Source organism: Candidatus Defluviibacterium haderslevense (genome assembly GCA_016712225.1).
GTDB classification, from domain to species: Bacteria; Bacteroidota; Bacteroidia; order Chitinophagales; family Saprospiraceae; genus Vicinibacter; species Vicinibacter haderslevensis.
The window spans coordinates 3,501,338-3,525,070 of sequence record JADJRL010000003.1 but is presented as its reverse complement, the minus strand read 5'-3'; the positions used below and the strand labels follow the sequence as shown (position 1 = coordinate 3,525,070).

The window sequence follows — 23,733 nt, the reverse complement described above, 5'->3', positions numbered from 1 at the left end:
TGCAGTCATACAGTTACTTCCTTTAATATTTAAGCCAAAAATATGCAGCATTAATGAAACATAGATTTAAGATCAGGTCTGCACATACTAATAAACCTTCTTCCAAATGGAGAAAAGACTATATAACTCTAATTTATTTAACTTTAATATTCGTTGTTGTCCTAAGAATTTATGAATATGTAACTGCTTTAGTCCTCTTTCGCCCAGCCAAATTATTCAAATCAGAACTATTTGGATTAGGAATGGATCTTTTACTTTGTTTAGGTATTTTTGCAATTTTCGCTCCCATTTATAAATGGCTAAACCATTTTAAAAGGAGAGTTGGGCCAAAATTATTTGAAACTATCGTCTTTTTTCTAATTGTTTGCCACCTATTAATTATTGAATATTTTTTCTATCAACTCAAACCACTAGATATATTTTTATTTAGTCATGATGCCAGTGAAATGGCTTTTTCCATCAATACTTCCGGTATTACCTTTTATAGAATCATCAGTGCTTTGATCGTTTCTATTGGTTCCTGGACCATACTTGGTTATTATTTTAGGCAATATCCCTTCAATATTTTGCCATTAAACAAAATACTATATGGTGGAATAATCAGCCTTATAGCTTTTGTTTTAATCAACTTGTATGCTCGCTTACCTGTGGCAGTTGACTTATTCAATAATAAATCTTACTTTTTTTATAAAAACGTCTTTAAATCAAGTACTTCAAAATTCTTTGCACCGCCTTTAGAAGAACTCTCCTTGAAATTTCAACATGAATTTCCTGGGCCTGAATACATCGACCCGGAATATCCCTTTCTTCATAAATTCAAAGCCGTTGATTCTTTAAGTGCCTATTTGAATTTAGAAAATACCCCGCCAAATGTAGTCATCCTTTTAACAGAAAGTCTTTCAGAATACTTTATCCACCCAATTAGAGGGATTCATTTTATGCCATTTTTGGATAGTTTGTCCAAAGTTAGTTTGTTTTGGCCCAATTTTTTTTCTTTAGGAGAGCGTTCATTTGCTGCAAACCCATGCTTAACAGCTGCTGTACCTTACGGAGAAAGTGGTTTTACATTGATGCAAATATACCCCTATCATTTTTCCTTAATGAATGTTCTGAAGGAAAATAATTATCGAAATACTTTCTATTATAGTCAGGGTTCATGGTTTCACAACAAGGAACATTATTATAAATTCAACAATATTGACAGAATTATTGACAAGAATTCATTTGACCCCGACTTCACAAAAGTTAATGTGGGCGAAGAACAACATTTCTGGGGATACAATGACATTGATTTTTTTGATCAATATTTACGGTATACCGACAGTATCCAGCGTGTTAAAAGGTTGGATGTCCTCTTCACCGGAACGAGTCACTCACCTTTTATTGTAAGTGATCCGGAATACTATAATAAGCGCTTCAAACAAGATCTTGAGAAAATTACTGATATTGAAGATATTAAACATTTTGAAAAACATAAACGATTCTATTTGACACTCTACAATGTAGATGATGCTTATAGAAAATTATTTTACAAATACCAACAAAGAGCTGATTATGAAAATACACTCTTTTTTATCACAGGTGATCATCAAATGTCAGAACTTCCTATTGCCAACGATATTGAAAAATACAGAGTTCCATTTATCGTTTTTTCTCCAAAATTAAAAAAACCTCAAGAATTTAAAGCCCTAAGTACGCACCAAGATTTATATGAAACGTTACTTTCCTTTTTTAAACTGAAATATAATTTCAACGTTCCAGAATTTTCAACCTCTCTTGGATCCAAAATTACATTTGATACTGCTTTCAATGGAAATCGAGATATCGTATTTATGAATGACAATCGTCAATTGGTAGATTACTATTCTAATGGATATTATTTATCAGATGAGAATTATCTTTTTAAATTATATCCAGATATGGATTTAAAGGAAATATATGATAAAAATAAATTAGACGAAATGCGAAAGAAATTGAGTATATATCGTGCTGCAAGTCTAAATGCCTCCTTGAATTTCAAACTCATGCCGGACGCCTTATTTTTTAATTTCACACAACAACACATTTATTTTAATGAATATAGACAAGACACCATAAAATCAAATGACCTTTCTAAAAATATCTGCTCCATTTCTTCGATACAAAATCAACCCGTTTATGCGGATATATCACTCCATTGTTTGAGCGAACCTGAAGCATTTCCAAATCTTAAAATTAAATGGATGACAAATTGTGATAGTACTTTGGAGGAAATTAATTTGAATTATCCTTTAGATAAAATAAACTATCAATTTCACTTAAAACTTAACCCTCCAATTACTAGTGACAGCACCTTGAAATTTGAAATAAAACTCATAAACAGAAATAATTCTGAATATCAATTTTCACATCTTAAATGTTTGGTCTATAATGTCAACAAATAAATCTTAATTCTATATTTGATATACATCTGTATTGCCTTTTTTTGAATTTATTCCAAACTGAATGATGCTGCTGAATACAATCACAATACAACAAGAAATAACATTATACCAAAGAAATCCAATGTCACTGTAATAAAACAAAACGATTGTCACGATCTGAGCACAGCACGCTGCTACAAATACAGCTGACCCTTTGATCCACTTGAACATAAAAGCAACAAGAAAAATCCCTAACACACTTCCATAGAATAGAGATCCAATGATATTAATAAATTGAATCAAATTCTCAAATAAATTAGCTACAAATGCAAAGCTAATAGCAATCAATCCCCACCCCATTGTGAATATCTTTGAAAAGTATACATCAGATTTACCTGATTCTTGATTAGCAAACAATCGTTTGTAGATATCTACAGTTGTTGTTCCAGCTAATGCATTCAACTCTGCTGAAATACTTGACATCGCAGCACACAGAATAACTGCAATTAATAATCCTATAAATCCAACAGGCAAAAAATGAAGTATGTAATACAAGAAAATATAATCCTTATCGTTTGACTCCAGGTCTTTATATTCACTCTTAACATGTTGCTGAAATTCATTTCTTAAATTATTTTGGGCTACATTCAGAGATTTTAATTCAAGTTCTGAAGAAACTGAAAATGAACTTAACAGATCCATTCTTTTATCATGAATAGAATCCAAAGAAGATTGCCACAACTTAAATTGATCAGGTTCATATTTTGCCACAATATCATTAGTTTTGGTATTGTACGACAATGGTGTTTTTTGAAATTGAAAAAATACGAATAACAACACACCACACATCAAGATAAAAATCTGCATCGGAATTTTAAGTAAGCCGTTCATTATTAAACCTAATCGACTTTCGGATATATTTTTACCACCAAGGTAACGTTGAACTTGTGATTGGTCGGTACCAAAATAAGCTAATGCTAAAAAAAAACCACCTGTAATTCCAGCCCAAAAATTATATCGATTATTAAAATCTAAATGAAAGTCAACACCATTCATTTTATTATTCCAACCTGCAATTTGCAACGCATTATGAAGGCTAATTTGAGGAGGAAATGAATAAATCAAGTATCCAAATATAAAAGCCATTCCTAAAAATATAACGGTGACTTGTTGAAGTTGCGTTACAGTTACTGCTTTGGCGCCTCCTGAAATCGTATAAATAATGACTATAATACCAGTTATAACATGTGTCCATTGAAGATTCCATCCAAATACTAAAGAAAGTATAATGGATGGAGCATATAGCGTAACACCCGCAGCTAAACCACGCTGAATTAGAAAAATCATGGCTGCGAAAATCCTTGTTTTCAAATCAAATCTCTGCTCTAAATATTCATATGCAGTATATACCTTGAGTCTGTAAAAAACAGGAATAAAGACAATACATATTACAAACATTGCAATTGGTAAACCAAAATAGAACTGAACAAAACGCAAGCCATCAGAAAAGCCTTGTCCTGTGGTCGAAATAAAAGTAATAGCACTTGCCTGAGTGGCCATTACGGCTAATCCAACTTTCCACCAAGGTGAAGTTCTGTCCCCAAGTATAAATTCGTCGAGATTCGATTGTCTTCTGCTTTTTAGCATTCCATAAATAAAAATGAAAAGCAAGGTTCCACACAAAACGATCCAATCAATCCAACTCATATTACACAGAATAAACCTTAGCTAAAACAAAAAGAAATCCAATGACAATGATCAACCCTAAAAACAAAAAGATATAATACTTTTTAAAATCTCTTTGATCTTCCATTAATATGAAATGATATTACTGAATAATCGATAGGCTCCAGGTACACCTGCAGGCAATTGGCGAAACCACGCCAAAGGAGTATAAATGATATAACCCTTTCCTTCCTTATGACATAAAATGCCACTTTTCAGAGGCTTTTCATCCGGATCATTCATTGATAATAATTCCTCATAGGTATTGTCATAGGTACTCGGAAAATACAAACCTCGTTCTTGGACCCAATCATTGAAATCACTGGACTCAATTTTATTTGGTTGATGAAATACAGGATGTTTTGCTATTAAGATCCGAACTTCTGCTTTTTCATTAGTGACACGATCCCTGGAAATCTTAAATTCTCCAGGTACAAAGTTCTGAGTCACCAATTCATGAGCTGTATTATATTGAAAAATAACTTTACCTCCATTTTTTGCAAAATTTATTATAAATTCTTTGCAATTCGTCAAATCTTCCTGATTATTTAAGGCTCTGATTCCAAACACCAACACATCATAGTTTTTGTTATTCACGAAATTCAGATTCGATGAAGGAATAACATCTACTTTGTATCCCATTTTGATCAAAGCCTCGTCAATATAATCTCCGGCGCCATTAATATAAGCTATACGTTTCTGTTTAATTTTTAAATCAAGAGCACTCACTTTAATTTTTGAAGGAATCAATACATTTTGCCAGGGGATGTGATTGTATTTTATTGTTGAATGTGTAAATAATTTTTCGCCATTATTAAATATTTTAATTTCTTCAAGTCTGTTGTTTTTAGTGAGTGATTTAACTTTAATTTGAATTTTAAATTCACCGCTTGAATCAATGAAATGATACGGAATTGTACTAGGTTCTACTACAATTCCTTCAGGTGCTTCAAAACTGATAATACCTTTTTGTTGTCTTACGTTTGATTTAATGGTAAAACTAAAATCTGCATTTTTTCCTTGTGGCACTAAAACTAAAGGATCGAAGGGTTTGATAATTAATGCAGGAATGATATCCAGGGGTTGACGGATTTCACCTAGGACCGGGTCATCATTTTTAAAAATGATCGGTTTAGAAATGGAGTAAGGAATTTCGTTAATTAAAACATTAAACTGGATTCTTAATTTACGATCCGACTCTGGCAATATACTTGTTTTCGGATGATCAAAGGTATATACTGCATTTCCTCGACCATTAAAAAGCCAGAAAGGCGCAGTAGATTCTGCTTGAGGAATCGTTATCGTAGCTGACCAATAATTAGCTTTATTGTTCACCAATTGAGAATTAAATGTAGTGTCTAATACCATAGGTTGTACGACAATACTTTGGAGTTTAATGTTGGTCTGAGACCTATGAATGATTTCAGTATTCAATTTAATCGTTGCACCGCTTGAAAGTACTTGTTTGTCAACAAATCCTTCCGTATATAATCCAGCACATTGGAATATGATTTCTTGTATATCTTTAAGTTTAATATCTCTCCAATGACCAGGAGAAAGTTCAGCAATATATTTTTCAGCTTTTTGTAATAATGGGATACTTTTTGAAGGTACATTAACATCAAATTCAACAATTACTTGATCAATAATCTTTTGAATATTACCACCACCGTTAACTCGATTCCAGGTAAAATCTAAACCATCAAATGGAGACTGCTCTCTTGGATTCTTTTTTTGATCAATACGTTCAAAATATTCCATAGAAACTCCTCTGGAGCTGTTTATACCAAAGCCCTGTGATTTGTGCATGCTTCTACTCAATGCAGCGATCTCATTATTGGAATAGCCTAATGCAGGAAAATACGTGCCTACATCTAATGAATATAAATCGGACTTGTCTGCTGCATCAAACTTTTCTTTTGAGCCCCAAAAAAAATAAGACGTGTTAAAAAAAAGTCTACTAACTGTAACGGGCTCTAAATCCGATAAAGTCTGATTCATAAATAATCCACTTGACGATTTCTCAAACGCCTCTTTAGCTAAAATGGCAGAAGCAGTGTGATGTCCATGGGTTTTTCCACTTGTTCTATAATCGAACCTGGAAATAATAACATCAGGTTTAAATGTTCGAATGACCCGCATTACATCTAATAATATGGAATCTTTATTCCATATCGAAAATGTTTCTTCAGCATTTTTTGAATATCCAAAATCATTTGCTCTTGTAAAATATTGAATTCCACCATCAATTTTTCTGGCTTGCAATAATTCATTGGTTCTAATAACTCCTAAAAATTCATCTAATTCAGAGCCAATTAAATTCTGACCTCCATCTCCCCTAGTTAATGATACATAGGCCGTACGTAGTTTTTGGTCTTTAGACAGATTACTGATTAACCTGGTATTTTCATCATCAGGATGCGCAGCAACATAAAGAACTGAACCTAAAACATTTAATTTTTTTATTTTTTCAAGAAGTTCAGATGCTGGTTGTGCATTAATGGTTCCTAAATAGCAAATCATCAATAATGCTGGTAAAAATAATCTCATAAAATAAATTTAATTACTAAGGTTAATAAATGCAAATTGTTCAGCCTTAGAAGTAAACAAATCATTAGAATTTTCATTTACTATGTAACTCAATAGAAAACATTGAATATTAGTCCTGCCATTTCGAATCCAAATCATCGTAAAATCCTTGTTTTAGGCCCTTGTAGCGCTGAATCCCCTGAACAGCTAGAAGCATTGATGAATGCAACAACTCCATTAAATCCTGATTTAATTCGAGCCGGGGTTTGGAAACCAAGGACCAGGCCCGGACACTTCCAGGGCAGAGGAGCAGAGGCATTGAAATGGTTGGTTGAAATAAGAGACAAATACAACATTCCAGTATGTACTGAGGTAGCCAATGCTGAACACGTGGAAGCTTGTTTGAAAGCTGGTATAGATGTATTATGGATTGGAGCCCGTACGACCGTTAATCCGTTCTATGTTCAGGAAATTGCAGATGCATTAAAAGGCACGGCTATACCCATAATGATAAAAAACCCACTCAATCCGGATCTTCATCTTTGGATTGGTGCCATAGAACGCATTTATAAGGCTGGGATACATCAAATAAGTGCCATCCATAGAGGATTTTCATTCTATGGTAATTCCATTTATAGAAATGTCCCGAGATGGCAAATTCCAATAGAACTTAGAAGGGTTCTTCCGGAAATTCAATTAATTGCCGACATCAGTCACATTAGTGGAAGCCCTAAGCATTTATTGGAAATTGCTCAAATAGCCATGGACCTTAATTTTGATGGTATTATGGCAGAGCTACATCCCAATCCTTCAGAAGCATTGAGTGATGCAGACCAACAAGTTACTCCAAGCTATTTTAAAGAACATATATTAGATCGACTAATACAACGCTCCATTCATTCCCACGATGAAAAATTCAATCATCAAATCATACATTTCCGAAATCAAATCAATGAAATCGATCATCAACTGATTGAGCTTTTATCTGCCCGAATGACTTTGGCTGAACAAATTGGAGCAGAGAAAAAAAATGCAGGCATTGCCATCTTTCAACCTCAACGCTGGGATGAAATTATAAAACGTTTATCTCATCTTGCTGACGAAAAAAACTTAAGTCAGGAATTTATTTTTTCTTTAATAGAAGCCATTCATATCGAATCGATACAGCATCAAAGTAAGAAAATGAATGAATGAATTTAATTAATACTAACTCAGTAAATTACTACAAATCAAAATTCTCATTTCTTAAAAACTATACCCAAAAGAAACACCTCCATAAAGTGGCCAGAAGAAAAACTCTTCAGTTTCAACGTTAGTGAAAATATCTCTTGTTTTTTGAACACCGAAAACAGGATTGATTGAAGCTCTAAAATTAAAACCACCCTCAACAGCTTGTCTTCTCATTCCTAAGTTAAGAACTCCAAGTAGTTTTCCTGTCGAATATTCATTATCGTCAAAATCAAAAACAAATCCATTAGCTAAAAAGAATCCGCTTGAGGAATAAACTACATTTCCTCCTAATTCAAAAAACATATTTTTTCTACCTACTAAATAATTCAAACCTATCGGCAAACTAAAACGATCATTTTCATTGAATTTATAGCCACCTATACCAATACGCATCCCTAAACCATCAATTTGATTTCCAAATCGAAAATCATAGTTAACACTCAATGACATACCAGGTCCCAATAATTCTGCAAAAACAACATGGCGCGGTATTTTTGAATTTTTGGTATCATTTTGGGCAACAAGAACACTACTTTCTAAACAAATAGCTAAAAAAAGGAGCATGGATAAAATAGAATTTCTCATAATATTTAATTTTTTTGTTTAACAAATGTAAACAATCTACTCGTAATTAGCGAGCTATTTTTATTAAAACTTCAAACTTACATCTTAGAAAGGGCATAATTTAAATCAGCAATAATATCCTCTGGTGCTTCTAATCCTACCGACAGCCGTATCAAGGTATCCGTAATGCCATATTGCATCCTAATATTCTTATCTATTTTAACATGCGACGATGAAGCAGGATGTAATATCATAGTATCTGTCTCCCCTAAGGTTGGAACCATGGCACATAATTCTAAAGCATCCATAAGTGTAATGGCGTCTTCATAAGTACCTTTGATATCAAAACTAATCAATGCTCCAAATCCATTCATTTGACGACAAGCCAAACTATGATCTCTATGGCTCGTAAGACCGGGATAATTGACGGTAGCTATTTTATCATGGGAATCAAGGAACTGTGCAATTTCAAGCGCATTGTCACTTTGTGTTTTCATTCGGATAGATAAGGTTTTAAGTCCCAAATAAATTAACCAGGCTTCAAAAGGACTTGCATTGCACCCTATTAACTTATAGAATTCCCAAATTTTGCCTTTTATAAGTGCTTTGTCCGATCCCACAACTACACCACCCATTGAGGCTCCATGCCCGTGAAGAAATTTGGTTGTGGAATGAATAACTAAATCCGCACCTAGACTCAAGGGACGTTGAATATATGGGGTACAAAAAGTATTATCAACAATCACCAAAACTCCATAAGTTTTTGCAACATCACTAACCATTTGGATATCAATACAACTCAAAGTGGGATTAGCGGGTGTTTCAATATATATCACCTTGTTTTGAGCATATTTTTGCAACATGGCAATTATAGCCTCCTTGCTGCTAAAATCAACAAACTGTATGTCAATATTACTTTGACCAAAAACCTTTTTGAATAATTCAGTGGTCCCTCCATACAAATTCCCTTGGGTAATTATTACATCTCCTGGCTTTAACAAACTTTGAATAACCAAATGTACAGCCGACTGTCCTGAACTGGTCAATAAGCCATATGCTTCCTTCCCTGTTCCAAAAGCTTCTAAATCAGCAATTTTTTGCGCCACGGCTTCTACCGTAGGATTACCATAACGACTGTATACATGGGTACCGGGCTGCTGTTGGAAACTATTTATACTCTCTATACTCGTTTCGAATTCAAATCCTGCTGTGGCATATATGGGTAGTTGATGAGGTTTCGTTGTTTTGGGATCATTAACACCTTTTGCGCAAAGGGTTGCGAAGTGTTTTATAGCTTTGCGGTTCATAATCATAATTTTGTGCCAAAATTACATCCTGCAGACCAAACCATATGCATACCATGAATGAAGATCAAAATGAAATAGCTGAAGACAACGAATACGAGATCATGCAATTTGTTATTGATCCTAAACAAGGGACCATGCGCTTGGATCAATATCTCACCGATCGAATTCCTAAAGTATCCCGAAATAAAATTCAAAATGCTATAACTGCCGGAATGATAACCCTTAATTCCAAGCCTGTTAAATCCAATTACAAAATAAGGCCCGGGGATATATGCGATGTTATTTTTCCAAAATTTCATGATAGTGATGATATTATTGCAGAAGATATTCCATTAGATATACTTTATGAAGATGATCATATTATGTTGGTCAATAAAAAGCCAGGCATGGTTGTACATCCGGCAGGTGGCCATAGCAATGGAACTTTAGTCAATGCTTTAGCAGGTTATTTTGGTAAACAAAGAACTGAAACAAGTGCTCCGCCAAGTCGCGAACGATATGGATTAGTACACCGCATCGACAAAGAGACATCCGGAATATTGATTATTGCAAAAACAGACTTTGCGCATGTCCATTTATCCAAACAATTTTTTGATCACACTATTGAACGAGAATACATGGCTCTTGTTTGGGGTGAACCATTACCAAATATTGGAACAATAACAGGAAATATTGGGCGTGATCCTCATAACCGACATAAAATGTTCTTATTCTCAGATGGACTTCAAGGGAAACACGCTATAACTCATTATGAATTGATTGAATCCTTTTACTTTGTCAGTCTCATTAAATGCAAATTAGAAACCGGAAGAACCCATCAGATACGCATTCATCTAAAACATCATGGTCATCCTTTATTTAATGACGAGCGATATGGTGGCGACAGCATTTTAAAAGGAACTGTCTTTACAAAATATAAACAGTTTATTCAAAATTGTTATAAAATGGTACCCCGGTTTGCATTACATGCAAGAAGCCTTGGATTTATTCACCCACATACAAATGAAAAAATGTTTTTCGAAATCCCACCTCCGGATGATTTTACACAATTAGTTGAGAAATGGCGCCACTATGTAAGCCATAGAAAAGAACAACTGGTGGATAATAATGAAGTTTGGGAAGACTAATTTGAAAAATTGATGGTCAAGTCTAATGTACAATAAATGAATATGGAATCAGCAATTAATTTTTTTAATAAACTGAAACAAAAAGTTGATGAATATTCAACATCTGAAATAGAAGTATTTCACACCGCATTCCAAAAAAATCAATGGTTTACATTGGAAGAGATTCATCGTATGTTGAATGCTATTTCGAACAGGTACTTGGATTCTGATTCATTAAGAACATGGTTATCCCAATACAATCTTACTCAAATCACTAAAATAAAAACCATTGCAATCATTTCTGCAGGCAATATACCATTGGTTTCATTTCAGGATTTACTTTGTGTATTAGTATGTGGATACAAGGCTCAAGTTAAACTTTCAGAAAAAGATACGGTCCTTTACCATTGGATTAAAGACCTGATTCAGGATTGTGATCCATCGATAGCGAGTCGCATTGAATTCACAGAACGAATTCATGATTATGATGCTGTAATTGCTACTGGAAGTGATTTAGCAGCGAATCATTTCAAACATTATTTTCAAAAAAAACCAAATATCATTCGAGGTCATCGCAATAGTATTGCCATTTTAAATGGGGATGAAACTGAATTTGATTTCATTGAATTGGGAAAAGATATTTTTTACTATTACGGGCTCGGTTGTAGAAATGTAAGTAAAATTTATGTGCCTTTTAATTATGATTTTTCTCCATTATTAAAAACCTTAGACAGCCATTATTCTTATGTTAGAAATCACACTAAATTTCAGAATAATTATGATTTTCAATTAGCCATTTCGTTAATAAATCCAGTACATTTTTTACAAGGCGAAACTATATTATTCATTGAAAACACACAATTGGGGTCTCCACTTGCCACTATCCATTTTGAGTACTATTTAGATGAAGAAGATCTTAAGCATAAGATTGCTGAACATGCAAACAAATTACAATGCATTGTATCCAATAAAAACTTAGATTTCATACTTGTTACCCCTTTCGGCACATCACAATTACCAGGCCTTCTTGATTATCCGGATGAAATGGACATCATGAATTTCTTAATTTCACTTCAACAAGAATATGTCGATTAAAAAAGAAAAAGCGAAACACATTAGTGAAATTTTGGAGTTGCTTTTTCCGGAGGTACCGATTCCATTAATGCACAAGGATCCTTACACGCTGCTAATAGCTGTTTTATTATCGGCACAGTGCACAGATGAACGAGTCAATAAAATAACTCCTATACTATTTAAAATGGCGTCCAATCCATTTGATATGATTCAACATAGTATGGAAGAGATACAAGATATCATAAGGCCTTGTGGGCTATCTCCTGCTAAATCCAAAGCTATCTATCAATTGTCATCCATTCTTGTAACAGAATATAACGGCATTGTACCAAATCAATTCAACCAACTAGAAGCATTACCTGGAGTAGGCCATAAGACAGCTTCTGTAGTTATGTCTCAGGCTTTTGGTGTTCCTGCTTTTCCTGTGGATACTCACATCCACAGATTGGCTTATCGATGGGGATTAAGTACAGGTAAAAATGTAACCCAAACTGAAAAAGACCTTAAAAAATTATTCCCCGAATCTCTGTGGAATAAATTGCATTTACAGATTATATATTTTGGACGTACCTATTGTCCCGCAAGAGGGCACATAAAGGAACAATGTCCGATTTGTAAAATATATGGACGAAAAAGTATGGATAGTTAAGATCATATCAATCTAAACCAAAACACAACATATCGGTTATTCTTTAAAATAGTTTTATGCGCTTTCTAATACCTTCATTATTGTTTCTCCTAATTGTAACTTCTTGTAAGGACAAAAAACTTCCAATATTAGGAAATCGATACTTCGAATTAGGCGATACAGTATATGCAAAAGTTCCAGATTTCGATTACATGAATCAGGATAGCCAAATGGTTAGTTTAAAATCATTGCAAGGCAACATCTTATTAGCCACATTTTTCTTTACATCTTGTCAAACGATTTGCCCAAAAGTCATGCGAAGCATGATGCGACTCGAAGAAACATTTAAAGGAGATAGTCAATTAGCTTATATATGTTTTAGTTTGGATCACAGAAAAGACACCATCCCTAGATTAAAACAATATAAATCAAAATTAGGTGTACAAAATAATAATTTTCATCTATTAAGAGGAAACGAATACAATGATACTAAAAATATTGCCAATGGATTTTTAAGTACAGCAATGGATGATCCTACAGCACCTGGTGGAATAGATCATAGTGGCTGGATACTTTTAGTAGATACTGCCCATCACATCAGATCTTTTTCTCTTGGCACTGATGAAAAGGACGTAAACCGATTTATTGACGATATCAAATTATTACAACATGAGATGGGTAGGCATTAACGTTATTTTTTTAATGATCATATCATGTACTTATTCTACGGAACAGTTCAAAGAGGGCAAGCGATTGTTTGATATACATTGTAGTGGTTGTCATGGGCATGAAGCAGAAGGATTAAATCAATTATATCCTTCTTTAAAAGATACTACATTTATTTATAGTGTAAAAAATCAATTGCCTTGCATCATTAGAAAAGGAATTCATAATGCAGAGACATTTACTTATAAGACCAGACATGGAGATATGGAAATGCCTGAAAATAATATTTTAAATGCTATTCAGATTTGCAATATTTTAAATTATGCTAATTCACAATGGTGGCATTCAGAACCCTATGCTCTAAAAGACATAGAACTTATTTTAAAAAACTGTAAATAGTTGTGATCCCCTTTCTAAAAATGAAAGGCTACTAATATTGAAGGCAAGATCGGTAACTGATTCACTCTTCTATTTTCCACTACGTTATAATAAAAAATATTCTTGCGATCATAAGCATTCGTAACACTGGCTACGATTTCAAAATTAATATTTTTAGTAATATCAATTCTACGTTTTAATGAAAGGTCCAATCGATGGTAATATGGCAATCTTCCTGAATTGATCTTATCAGAATACACAATACCGATATCCGGATTATCAATTCCAAATTTAGTATCCAAGCCATTTGGTATTTTATTGTCTCCGATGAATCCTTGGATCTTAGTAAATGCAAAACCAGAACCTAAATTCCACCTTAGTCCCAATTCCCAACATTTAGCTCTACCCCATTGATAATCCAAAACTGCATTCATATTATGTCTTCGGTCAAATAATGCCGGAAATTTTTGCTTCCCATCATCCCGATTCACAAATCCTAAAGAATAACCTAACCATAATCTCCAATTAACCCACGATGATTTTACTAAAAAATCTATCCCATAGGAATCTCCCGTTTCTTTGGTATAATCTGATTCCTGAACCGTTCTTTTGTTGCGATTAAGATTGTAAAGGGATGTGAATTTTTTATAATATCCTTCTACATTGATATCCGTATTCGAAGTAATATCATATTCAAATCCTCCAATAGCATGTGAAGAATAAATTAAATCTGGACTTGTAATGAAGCCCACAAAAAGATTGACAATATCTCGTTCACTTACAGAACTCATCAAATTCTGTGAATACAAACCACCCGCAGCTTTGAGTCTAAAATCATTGGTAACATTTACTTTAAGTCCAAATCTAGGCTCTATGCTGGTTTTACTTAAAGATGCATAATATTGAAATCTGATACTTGGATCTATTACAAATATTTTAGATGCATAACGGTACCTCAGATAACCGGCAACTTCAGTATTATTATCTTTTTTAGTTATTGGAACTTTTAAGAAATTTGTAAATCTAAAGTCCGTTGAATTGGCATTAAATTCTATTCCATATTTAATCTCTGACTTGCGATTAAAATAACTAAAATCCAAATTCGCCTGCAATCCATTGATTTGGCTTAATCTACGTTCAGCCTTAATTTCATCCAGCGTTATTAAATATTTTGAATAAGCTACGTTACCACCGATAATAATACTTGAAGACCCTGGTATTAATTTAAAACTTGCACCTGCACCGCCGGCATTCCAATTTAAATCTGCCAGATCGGTGTAATTCACTTGATCTTTAAAATTAAATCCAAATAAATTTAAAAAACTTCCATTTCCACTTATGGTAGAAAACTTACCATAAATATCCGTAAAATTAAATGGCAATTTTCCTGTGGCGCTATCCACTGCATATTTATAAAAAACAGGTGAAGTCTGAGCTATATAAGACTTCTTTCCTGTTACTAAAAAAGATGTACTACCACTTTTACCTTCTCTGTATTTGGAAATAGGGCCTTCTAACAATAATTTAGACATAAAAGGACTAGCCGTAGCTAATCCAGAAAATCTGGTCTTATTCCCTTCCCTTGTTTTCATATCGACTATGGCCGACACCCGCCCACCGTATTCTGCACCAAAACCTCCAGTAAGTACATCTACGGTTCTTATCACTTCGGTCTCGAAAACAGAAAAAATTCCAATAGAATGAAAGGGATTAAAAATGGTCATTCCGTCTAACAATATTTTGTTCTGAACCGGTGACCCACCCCTTATGTATATTTGACCGCCCTGGTCACCGGTGCTTATAACTCCCGGTATAATCTGTAAATATTGAGCAATATCAGCTTCACCACCTGTAGAAGGCAAGGCTTTTATTTCCTTAGGTGTAACAGAAATAGATGAGATTTTAACTTCAGTTCTGGCTTGTTCCTTTTTTCCTGAAATACTTACTTCCCCTAAGGTAAAACCCGTTTCAGATAGCGCAACCTGCTTGTTGATAATTTGATTACCTTGTAAGGTCAATAAAAAACTGGCACTGTCATAACCTATATAGTTCACAACGAGGCGATAATCACCTTTTGGCACACTTGCTATGGTATAAAAACCCAATGAATTTGTTGTGGTACCATAAGACGTACCTGCAAGAAAAACGGTAGCAAAAGCAATCGGTTCACCAGTAGCTTTATCATAAACATTTCCCCGTATATCGCCCTTTTGAGCTGATAAACTAAGACTTAAAAACAAAAAAATGATACTAAAAACCCTCATGCCCTAAATAATTATAAAATGAATGCAAATGTAACAATTAAGCCATTCCCATTTCCAAAAAGAAATGATTGACCAATTCTAAACGATTCAGAATATAATTCGTTTGTATCTAGGCAATATAAATCTATGAAATCAAAGCAAAATAAACCAATTCATGGCATAAGTTTTAATGCTTCTCTTGTGGACGGGGATATTAAGAGCTTATTTGATGAATTATTTAGAATTTTAAAAGATCTTTTATTGGCTACAGGCGGGGATATCAATGAATCTATACAATGGATTCATGAATTGGATCGCAAATTTCAGTTTACCACTCCAAATTACGGAATGGCTGACTTCTTACGAGAATTGGAAAGCCAGGGATACATTCGAACCGATCATAGAAATCTAAAAAAGACCACTAAACTAAGCTCTAAAATGGAACTTGCCTTGAGAAAAGGCGCGTTTGAAGAACTTTTTGGGAACATTTTAAAAGCTAAACCGGGCAGACACAATACCAATAAGCAAGGCAAAGGTGATGAATGGTCAGGCGATCTCAAACCTTATCAGTTTGGGGACAACTTAGAGCGAATCAATGCTCAGGAATCGATCAAAAATGCGATGATGAATCCATACAACGATCAATTTTCTTTAACAGAAAATGATCTGTTTATCCAACAATCTTTTGATCAAAGTCAAACGAGTACCGTACTCATGATTGATATTTCTCACTCTATGATTTTATACGGCGAAGATCGAATCACACCTGCTAAAAAGGTTGGCTTAGCATTGGCTCAAATGTTAATCCAATTTTATCCAAAAGACACTTTAGATATTCTCGTTTTTGGCGACGATGCCTGGAAAATTGAACTCAAGGATCTTCCCTATCTGCAAGTTGGTCCTTTTCATACCAATACAGTAGCAGGACTTGAGTTGGCCATCAATTTGCTGAATAAAAGAAAAAATCCAAACAAAAAAATAATGATGATCACAGATGGCAAACCCACCTGTATAAAAAAAGGAAATGAATATTATAAAAATTCCTTTGGACTCGATCGACAAATATTAAATCGTACGCTGGCACTAGCAACCAAGTGCCGCAAACTTGGAATAGACATTACCACTTTTATGGTGGCTACAGATCCATTTTTAATAGAATTTGTAGAAGCTTTCTCAAAGGCTAATCAAGGCAAAGCATTTTATACTGCATTAGACGGATTAGGTGAACAAATATTAATCAATTACAGAGATGAAAAAAAACAATAATAGCATTAAAACCCTGGGAGAACTTATAAAAAGTGGGTATCAATCAAGCTCAATTAAACATGAAATCAGAAAGAATTTAATCACTAAATTAAGTTCTAAAGAAAAACTATTTGAAGGCATTTATGGCTATGACAAAACCGTAATACCTGACTTGCAACGCGCATTATTGAGTGAACACAATATTTTGTTTCTAGGATTAAGAGGCCAGGCTAAAACAAGAATCGCAAGACAAATTTGCACTTTATTGAATGATGAAATTCCCATTATTGCAGGGTCAGAATTAAATGATGACCCATTGAATCCAATCAGTGCATACGGAAAAAAAATGGTTGCACAATTGGGTGATCAGACACCCATTGAATGGATCAATCGAACAGATCGATATGTTGAAAAACTAGCAACACCTGATGTTTCGGTCTCTGATTTAATTGGCGATATAGATCCTATAAAAGCAGTCAACCAAAAACTGTCCTTTGCAGATGAACAAAGTATACACTACGGGCTTATACCGAGAAGTAATCGCTCCATTTTTGTGATCAATGAATTACCTGATTTACAAGCACGAATTCAAGTCTCCCTATTTAATATTCTGGAAGAAGGTGATGTACAGATTCGTGGATTTAAAGTTAGAATGCCATTGGATATATTGTTTGTATTTACTGCAAATCCGGAAGATTATACGCACCGCGGAAGCATTATTACCCCATTAAAAGACAGAATTGAAAGTCAAATCATCACCCACTATCCTGATGAGTTAGAAATTTCCAGGTTGATTACACAGCAAGAGGCTAAAATAGCACCTGATTTGAAAGCGTCTATCAGAATCCCTGAGGCCATTTTAAATATGATTGAACAGATAGCATTTGTCGCCAGGGAACATGAATTGGTTGATGAAAAAAGTGGCGTATCTGCCAGGCTTACTATATCAGCTTTAGAATTATTATATAGTGCTATTGAAAGACGAATGTTGATTAATGGTGAAACCAAGGGCATTGCCCGGATTATTGATTTACTTTCGATCATTCCAGCCATTACTGGTAAATTGGAACTCGTCTATGAAGGCGAACAAAAAGGAACTTACGAAGTAGCTTTAGAAATCCTCAACGAAGCCATTCAAGAAGAATGCGAAATCATTTTTCCTCCTATAGAGAAAAAGAAAAAAAACGGCCCCGACATTTACAAGCCAGTTACGGATTGGTTTGTGACTTCAGGATCTATCGATATGGAGAGCGATATGTCACAGAAAGCTTTTATTAAAGTAATGAATCAATTTCCCACGCCTGAATTACTAATGGAAATGATGGAAATCGAAAAGCAGGATGTTTTATTATGGCGCGAGATGACCTTACATTATCTCTGCCATCATCAAATTCTACAAAAAGAATGGCATGATCAAAGGCTTGCAATCCGAGATCCTTTAGCCAATATGCTGAATGATCTGAATATGTCTACGAATTGATCTCTTAATTAATTGATTTTAGATCATGAAAATGTTTTCTAATTTGACATTCAATGTTCAAAAACCTTTTAAGAAATTCGACTTTGTTAAATTTTAAAAGCTTGACATTGACCCTATTAATATAATACATTTCATAGCACTTATCTCTGAGTGGGCGAAATAAATCAACAAAGATCATAGCCATTTGAAACAAACTCACATCCATTCTTTAAGCCCTGAAAGGGCGGAATAAATCAACAAAGGGCAAAGCCCTTTGAAAAGACTCTAATCTAATCTTTAAGCCCTGAAAGGGCGAAGTATATTATGGCATACGGCACCTCCATTGCACTGAACCTTAGACTTTAAATAAAAAACTAGGCCCTTCCTCTGAAATTTTTTTTACAGTTATAGTGGGATAAATCACATTAGTATAAAATATATTGCGCCCTTTCAGGGCTCTTAGGAGGTATTTATTAAATATCGATGGGTTAACACCCATCGCTGATTTATCTAACCCTTTCAGGGCTATAAGTTTGTACTCATAAATACGTTTAGAATATTTGAAAAAAAACTATAAACGAAAGTATTATTAATCTTTAGCCAATTAATGGAAATATGAATTTAATATCCTGAAAATAATTGACTGCAATCAAATTTAAAAATCTAGAATACAATAATGAATATATTGTAATATCTCTTCAAAATTAAATTTCAAGATCCTAAAAGATTAACCGTAAAGAAACACATGGCTTATGCCATTGACTCCACCTGCTTTTGTGATTTTTTACGCTCGTTTTCGTCAAGTACCACCTTTCTCATACGAATGGATTTTGGTGTAACTTCTACATACTCGTCTTCTTGGATATACTCAAGCGCTTCTTCTAATGAAAAATTACGCTTAGGAACGATATGCGTTGTGCCGTCACTACCTGATGCACGCATGTTCGTTAATTTCTTACTGGTAATGATGTTTACAACTAAATCTCCTGGTCGAATGTGCTCTCCAATAATTTGACCCGTGTATAATTGATCTCCTGGGTCGACAAAGAATGCACCGCGATCCTGTAGATTACCTATTGAATAGGCTGTACAAGCACCTTGTTCTTTGGAAACAAAAACTCCCATTACCCTTGAAGGAATTGCACCTTTCCAAGGTTCAAAATCTTTAAATCTATGGGCAATAATAGCTTCACCTGCCGAAGCTGTCAACAACATATTTCTCAATCCTATCAAACCTCTGGAAGGAATATTAAATTCTATGTGTGTAAGGTCACCTTTTTGTTCCATGACTGTCATTTCTCCCTTCCTCTGACTGATAAGTTCAATCACTTTACCGGAAAATGCTTCAGGCACATCAATGGTAAGTAATTCCACCGGCTCACATTTCACACCATCAATGACTTTTATAATAACACGCGGTTGCCCTACCTGCAATTCATATCCTTCTCGTCTCATGGTTTCAATAAGTATGGACAAGTGCAATATCCCACGACCATAAACAAGCATAGAGTCCGGAGAACTTGTATCTTCCATTCTCATGGCTAGATTTTTCTCTAATTCTTTCTCCAATCGCTCACGGATATGCCTTGAAGTGACAAATTTTCCTTCTTTACCAAAGAATGGCGAATTGTTGATCGTGAAAAACATACACATGGTAGGTTCATCAACCTGAATGGGTGTTAATCCTTCAGGACTGTCAAAATCAGCAATCGTATCACCAATTTCAAAATTATCAATTCCAAAAACTCCACAAATATCCCCCGCTTGAACTGATTCGACTTTCGCTTTACCCAATCCTTCAAACGTATATAATTCTTTAACTCTTGATTTTGCGATACTTCCATCTCGTTTAACAAGCGATACAGGTTGATTCACTTTTATAGATCCTCTCAATACCCTACCGATGGCAATTCTTCCAATAAAAGAAGAATAATCAAGTGATGTGATCATTACCTGTAAGTTTCCTTCTGAAACCTTTGGTGCGGGAATTTTATCAATAATTACATCCAACAAATAGGTAACATCCTCAGTAGGTTTTTTATAATCAGAACTCATCCATCCATGCTTGGAGGATCCATACACAGTCGGAAAGTTCAATTGATCTTCTGTAGCTTCAAGATTAAAGAATAACTCAAAAACCTGATCATGAACTTCCTCAGGACGACAGTTGGGTTTGTCCACTTTATTGATGATTACTATGGCTTTCTTACCCATAGCTAAGGCCTTAGCCAAAACAAAACGGGTCTGAGGCATAGCACCTTCAAATGCATCCACCAACAAAACAACACCGTCAGCCATATTCAATACACGTTCCACCTCACCTCCAAAGTCGGAGTGACCAGGTGTATCGATGATATTGATTTTGACATCTTTATATCGAACAGAAACGTTCTTTGCTAAAATGGTAATTCCCCTTTCGCGCTCTAACTCATTGTTATCCAGGATCAATTCACCAGTTTCCTGATTATCTCTAAAGAGCTTAGTTTGGTGCATGATTTTATCCACCAAAGTAGTTTTTCCATGATCTACGTGAGCGATGATGGCTATATTTCTTATATTATTCATTAAGGAGCAATTAATTAAAATGCAAAAATACTTCGAAAGTCTTAGAGAATTTAGGCTATTTAAGATAATAACATATTATTTACAATTATTAATCTGTATGTTATATATAATTATTTATTTAATATTATAAATTTTCAACGGTTCAGTGCCTGATTTTATCAAATGAAGTGTATTATTTTCCTCCAAATGCAATTATTCTACGTCATCATATAAAGTTATCGAAAATTGAACATCATACCACTTTAGATGTTAAATTTGCGACGTTTTTTAATAACCCATTTGATAGTAGTAAATCATGATATATATTCTTCTCTTGTTTTTTGGACATTGGTTTGTTTCCTTATTTTTTCACACCTCTTTTTTACATCGGTTCGCTTCTCATAAAATGTTTACTGCCAGTAAAACAGTAGAGCGCGTGTTCTATTTTTTTACCTGGGTTTCACAAGGATCTTCCTATTTAGTTCCAAGAGCCTATGCTGTAATGCATCGGATGCATCATGAGTATAGTGATACTAAAGAAGACCCGCATTCACCTTATTTTTTCAAAGATGTTTTTGGTATGATGATCCATACGCGAAACATTTACAATGGTTTTGTGTCAGGTAAATTAACTGCAGCTTCAAAGTTTTGTAATGACCTTCCTATTTGGACTAAATTAGATCAATTCGGAGATCATTATTTGGTAAGAATTGCATGGGCTATTTTATATACAGCAACCTATGTATTTCTGATCCATCATTTTGATCTGAGCTATTTTTGGCTTTTATTATTGCCTATTCATTATCTAATGGGTCCTGTTCAGGGAGCTGTGGTCAATTGGTGTGGCCACAAATATGGATACCAAAATTATGAAAACGGAGATCATTCCCATAATTCAGAACCATGGGGTGTTTTATTGATGGGCGAATTATTCCAAAACAATCATCATAAATATCCCACCTCCGCGAATTTTGCACAGAAGTGGTTTGAGTTTGATCCATCTTTTCAGATACTTAAATTGTTAGATCGATTAAAAATTATTCATTTGATTCCTGCTTGACCTTTGCAATAATTACTGCATATATTCACTTTTTTTCTTATCATTGTAGATGTTTAGAATAATAACTATTCTTTGTGCATTTACTTTGATGTGGTCATGCCAATCGACTGATGACTTTTCTATTATTCCGAGCATTAAATATGTAAGTGTAACTAAATCTTCTTTAGTACAGGGTGACTTAAATCAGGATTCATTGTGGTTGACATTTAGTTTTCAAGATGGCGATGGCGATTTGGCTTACTCAGCCAATGGCAGCGAAAAGGATATTTTTCTTTATGATAAGAGACTTGGTTTACTATTAGACAGTTACAAAATTCCAGAGCTTTCCAATACCAATGGGAATTCATTGGAAGGCAGTATGCAAATATTGATTTATACCACCTGCTGTTTATTCAAAGATAATATTCCGCCTTGTTCTGCACCGCCACAATACCCAACCGATACACTTCTATTCGAATTATTTATTAAGGATAGAGCTGGTCATGAAAGCAATCGCATTACCTCACAAGCCATTTTACTCTACTGCAACTAATATTTGCAGTAGATTTTATCCACTGCAACAAAATGAGTCGTCCCTACAGGACTAACCCATCGTTTACAACAATAAATGGATCTCTTTTTTAATCGCCAATAAAGCAGTTTCAATGGCCTTATCTGCACTTTGTGAAGCTTGATTAAGTATTAAAGTACCTGCATTAGAAGCATCTGCCTCATTCACCAATGCCTGACCTGCGGCATCTAATGAAAACAGCACTTCATCTTTGGACAGACAGATAATTTCCCACAGTTTGTCACTGACATATATTTGTTGGACCAAATTGTGTTCATATTCTTGTTGGATCGCCAGCATCATGGTATTCACCAATTGTTTTGCTGAAATATCCTTGGATTGGAAACGCAACAAAAGGTTGGAAACCTTGATTCGTTCCATAAAAAGTGCCAATCGTTCATAGGACTGTAATCTCAAAGGCAATGAAAACTCCCGATGTGCTTTTTGAGATTCACTTTTTCTCAGAAGCCGCTCATGTTGAAAATACATTCTCAACATATAAAAAACGGTCAAAAAGACAATAAAAGAAGGCAATATTAATTTCAATAATTCCAAGAAAAACTCCATACAACTTGTTTAGGTGACACAAAATTAAACTAAGCCTGCTATTTTGAGCGTGGCACGAACAAAAAACGTTATATTTGTGTTTATTGTTGTAAATTAAATCAAATCATGGAAGTCCTTACCGAAACACCCATCATTATTACAGAATCCGCGATGGCTCAACTTAAACGCATCAAGGAAGAACAACAAATACCTGATAATCATGGCCTTAGAGTTGGAGTCAAAGGAGGAGGTTGTTCTGGATTTAGTTATGTCATGGGATTCGACACCATGAAAGATGCCGACCAGGTATATGATATTAATGGTCTTCAGGTATTTATGGAAAAAGCACACTCACTCTATTTGGTTGGTATGCAAATTGAATGGGTTGAGGGATTAAACAACAGGGGCTTTTCCTTTGTCAATCCAAATGCTAAAGAAACGTGTGGATGTGGCCAGTCTTTTTCTGCCTAATGCCAC

The 23,733-nt window shown here is 34.4% G+C and carries 18 protein-coding genes and 1 pseudogene; 12 read left to right on the top strand and 7 right to left on the bottom strand.

Annotated features, from left to right (window positions below; genetic code table 11):
* Window positions 1–53 precede the first annotated feature (53 nt).
* Window positions 54–2,423 carry a sulfatase-like hydrolase/transferase gene (locus tag IPK88_13690; protein MBK8244475.1) on the top strand — a complete coding sequence of 790 codons (2,370 nt, stop codon included), beginning with the start codon at window positions 54–56 and terminating at the stop codon, window positions 2,421–2,423.
* Between the two features lie 9 nt (window positions 2,424–2,432).
* Here the strand turns inward: IPK88_13690 and IPK88_13685 are convergent, their stop codons facing one another.
* Entirely contained in the window at window positions 2,433–4,109 is a 1,677-nt protein-coding gene (locus tag IPK88_13685; GenBank protein ID MBK8244474.1) for a sodium:solute symporter, read from the bottom strand.
* Between the two features lie 105 nt (window positions 4,110–4,214).
* Window positions 4,215–6,677 (bottom strand): PIG-L family deacetylase, encoded by a 2,463-nt coding sequence (locus IPK88_13680; protein MBK8244473.1) that lies wholly within the window; start codon window positions 6,675–6,677, stop codon window positions 4,215–4,217.
* 138 nt (window positions 6,678–6,815) lie between these two features.
* Between IPK88_13680 and IPK88_13675 the strand changes: the two are divergent.
* A pseudogene (locus IPK88_13675) lies at window positions 6,816–7,850 on the top strand (bifunctional 3-deoxy-7-phosphoheptulonate synthase/chorismate mutase type II).
* Window positions 7,851–7,901: 51 nt separating this feature from the next.
* On the opposite strand, the gene IPK88_13670 reads toward IPK88_13675, so the two are convergent.
* Together IPK88_13670 and IPK88_13665 are read right to left on the bottom strand one after the other, a co-directional pair.
* On the bottom strand, window positions 7,902–8,471 hold the full coding sequence (locus tag IPK88_13670; protein ID MBK8244472.1) for a hypothetical protein: 570 nt from the start codon (window positions 8,469–8,471) through the stop codon (window positions 7,902–7,904).
* A gap of 77 nt (window positions 8,472–8,548) precedes the next feature.
* Window positions 8,549–9,757 (bottom strand): aminotransferase class I/II-fold pyridoxal phosphate-dependent enzyme, encoded by a 1,209-nt coding sequence (locus IPK88_13665; protein ID MBK8244471.1) that lies wholly within the window; start codon window positions 9,755–9,757, stop codon window positions 8,549–8,551.
* A 101-nt stretch (window positions 9,758–9,858) separates the two neighbouring features.
* On the opposite strand from IPK88_13665, the gene IPK88_13660 reads away from it, so the two are divergent.
* From IPK88_13660 to IPK88_13640, 5 genes are read left to right on the top strand one after another with little or no spacing between them, the layout of a single operon-like run.
* Window positions 9,859–10,884 (top strand): RluA family pseudouridine synthase, encoded by a 1,026-nt coding sequence (locus tag IPK88_13660; protein ID MBK8244470.1) that lies wholly within the window; start codon window positions 9,859–9,861, stop codon window positions 10,882–10,884.
* A 42-nt stretch (window positions 10,885–10,926) separates the two neighbouring features.
* A complete protein-coding gene (locus IPK88_13655; GenBank protein MBK8244469.1) occupies window positions 10,927–11,958 on the top strand; it encodes an acyl-CoA reductase in 1,032 nt (343 codons plus the stop codon).
* Window positions 11,948–12,586: an endonuclease III gene (gene nth / locus IPK88_13650; GenBank protein MBK8244468.1), complete on the top strand. Its 639-nt coding sequence runs from the start codon at window positions 11,948–11,950 to the stop codon at window positions 12,584–12,586. Before IPK88_13655 ends, nth begins: the two co-directional genes overlap by 11 nt.
* A 56-nt stretch (window positions 12,587–12,642) precedes the next feature.
* The gene (locus tag IPK88_13645) at window positions 12,643–13,254 is read left to right on the top strand and encodes an SCO family protein (GenBank protein ID MBK8244467.1); all 612 of its coding nucleotides are present in this window, start codon (window positions 12,643–12,645) and stop codon (window positions 13,252–13,254) included.
* Window positions 13,235–13,630: a c-type cytochrome gene (locus IPK88_13640; GenBank protein MBK8244466.1), complete on the top strand. Its 396-nt coding sequence runs from the start codon at window positions 13,235–13,237 to the stop codon at window positions 13,628–13,630. Before IPK88_13645 ends, IPK88_13640 begins: the two co-directional genes overlap by 20 nt.
* Window positions 13,631–13,644: 14 nt before the next feature.
* On the opposite strand, the gene IPK88_13635 is transcribed toward IPK88_13640, so the two are convergent.
* Entirely contained in the window at window positions 13,645–15,873 is a 2,229-nt protein-coding gene (locus IPK88_13635) for a TonB-dependent receptor (GenBank protein ID MBK8244465.1), read from the bottom strand.
* 150 nt (window positions 15,874–16,023) lie between these two features.
* On the opposite strand from IPK88_13635, the gene IPK88_13630 reads away from it, so the two are divergent.
* Together IPK88_13630 and IPK88_13625 are read left to right on the top strand one after the other, a co-directional pair.
* Window positions 16,024–17,118 carry a hypothetical protein gene (locus IPK88_13630; GenBank protein MBK8244464.1) on the top strand — a complete coding sequence of 365 codons (1,095 nt, stop codon included), beginning with the start codon at window positions 16,024–16,026 and terminating at the stop codon, window positions 17,116–17,118.
* Window positions 17,102–18,577, top strand: a complete 1,476-nt coding sequence (locus IPK88_13625; GenBank protein MBK8244463.1) for a sigma 54-interacting transcriptional regulator — start codon at window positions 17,102–17,104, stop codon at window positions 18,575–18,577. Before IPK88_13630 ends, IPK88_13625 begins: the two co-directional genes overlap by 17 nt.
* A gap of 729 nt (window positions 18,578–19,306) precedes the next feature.
* Here the strand turns inward: IPK88_13625 and typA are convergent.
* Window positions 19,307–21,121: a translational GTPase TypA gene (gene typA / locus IPK88_13620; GenBank protein ID MBK8244462.1), complete on the bottom strand. Its 1,815-nt coding sequence runs from the start codon at window positions 21,119–21,121 to the stop codon at window positions 19,307–19,309.
* A 295-nt stretch (window positions 21,122–21,416) separates the two neighbouring features.
* On the opposite strand from typA, the gene IPK88_13615 reads away from it, so the two are divergent.
* Both IPK88_13615 and IPK88_13610 read left to right on the top strand, forming a co-directional pair.
* Window positions 21,417–22,160, top strand: a complete 744-nt coding sequence (locus IPK88_13615; GenBank protein ID MBK8244461.1) for an acyl-CoA desaturase — start codon at window positions 21,417–21,419, stop codon at window positions 22,158–22,160.
* A gap of 49 nt (window positions 22,161–22,209) precedes the next feature.
* On the top strand, window positions 22,210–22,692 hold the full coding sequence (locus IPK88_13610) for a hypothetical protein (GenBank protein ID MBK8244460.1): 483 nt from the start codon (window positions 22,210–22,212) through the stop codon (window positions 22,690–22,692).
* 63 nt (window positions 22,693–22,755) lie between these two features.
* Here the strand turns inward: IPK88_13610 and IPK88_13605 are convergent, their stop codons facing one another.
* Window positions 22,756–23,277: a hypothetical protein gene (locus IPK88_13605; protein ID MBK8244459.1), complete on the bottom strand. Its 522-nt coding sequence runs from the start codon at window positions 23,275–23,277 to the stop codon at window positions 22,756–22,758.
* Window positions 23,278–23,382: 105 nt separating this feature from the next.
* Between IPK88_13605 and IPK88_13600 the strand changes: the two genes are divergently transcribed.
* The gene (locus IPK88_13600) at window positions 23,383–23,727 is read left to right on the top strand and encodes an iron-sulfur cluster assembly accessory protein (GenBank protein ID MBK8244458.1); all 345 of its coding nucleotides are present in this window, start codon (window positions 23,383–23,385) and stop codon (window positions 23,725–23,727) included.
* The last annotated feature ends 6 nt before the right edge of the window (window positions 23,728–23,733 follow it).

Excerpts from the sequence above, each read along its gene's own strand:
- IPK88_13605 (MBK8244459.1), bottom strand. The coding sequence starts at position 23,277 with ATGGAGTTTTTCTTGGAATTATTGAAATTAATATTGCCTTCTTTTATT.
- IPK88_13660 (MBK8244470.1), top strand. The coding sequence starts at position 9,859 with ATGCAATTTGTTATTGATCCTAAACAAGGGACCATGCGCTTGGATCAA.
- IPK88_13670 (MBK8244472.1), bottom strand. The coding sequence starts at position 8,471 with ATGAGAAATTCTATTTTATCCATGCTCCTTTTTTTAGCTATTTGTTTA.
- IPK88_13685 (MBK8244474.1), bottom strand. The coding sequence starts at position 4,109 with ATGAGTTGGATTGATTGGATCGTTTTGTGTGGAACCTTGCTTTTCATT.
- IPK88_13645 (MBK8244467.1), top strand. The coding sequence starts at position 12,643 with ATGCGCTTTCTAATACCTTCATTATTGTTTCTCCTAATTGTAACTTCT.
- IPK88_13635 (MBK8244465.1), bottom strand. The coding sequence starts at position 15,873 with ATGAGGGTTTTTAGTATCATTTTTTTGTTTTTAAGTCTTAGTTTATCA.
- IPK88_13610 (MBK8244460.1), top strand. The coding sequence starts at position 22,210 with ATGTTTAGAATAATAACTATTCTTTGTGCATTTACTTTGATGTGGTCA.
- IPK88_13680 (MBK8244473.1), bottom strand. The coding sequence starts at position 6,677 with ATGAGATTATTTTTACCAGCATTATTGATGATTTGCTATTTAGGAACC.
- IPK88_13600 (MBK8244458.1), top strand. The coding sequence starts at position 23,383 with ATGGAAGTCCTTACCGAAACACCCATCATTATTACAGAATCCGCGATG.
- IPK88_13615 (MBK8244461.1), top strand. The coding sequence starts at position 21,417 with ATGATATATATTCTTCTCTTGTTTTTTGGACATTGGTTTGTTTCCTTA.
- typA (MBK8244462.1), bottom strand. The coding sequence starts at position 21,121 with ATGAATAATATAAGAAATATAGCCATCATCGCTCACGTAGATCATGGA.
- IPK88_13640 (MBK8244466.1), top strand. The coding sequence starts at position 13,235 with ATGAGATGGGTAGGCATTAACGTTATTTTTTTAATGATCATATCATGT.
- IPK88_13655 (MBK8244469.1), top strand. The coding sequence starts at position 10,927 with ATGGAATCAGCAATTAATTTTTTTAATAAACTGAAACAAAAAGTTGAT.
- IPK88_13690 (MBK8244475.1), top strand. The coding sequence starts at position 54 with ATGAAACATAGATTTAAGATCAGGTCTGCACATACTAATAAACCTTCT.
- nth (MBK8244468.1), top strand. The coding sequence starts at position 11,948 with ATGTCGATTAAAAAAGAAAAAGCGAAACACATTAGTGAAATTTTGGAG.
- IPK88_13625 (MBK8244463.1), top strand. The coding sequence starts at position 17,102 with ATGAAAAAAAACAATAATAGCATTAAAACCCTGGGAGAACTTATAAAA.
- IPK88_13665 (MBK8244471.1), bottom strand. The coding sequence starts at position 9,757 with ATGAACCGCAAAGCTATAAAACACTTCGCAACCCTTTGCGCAAAAGGT.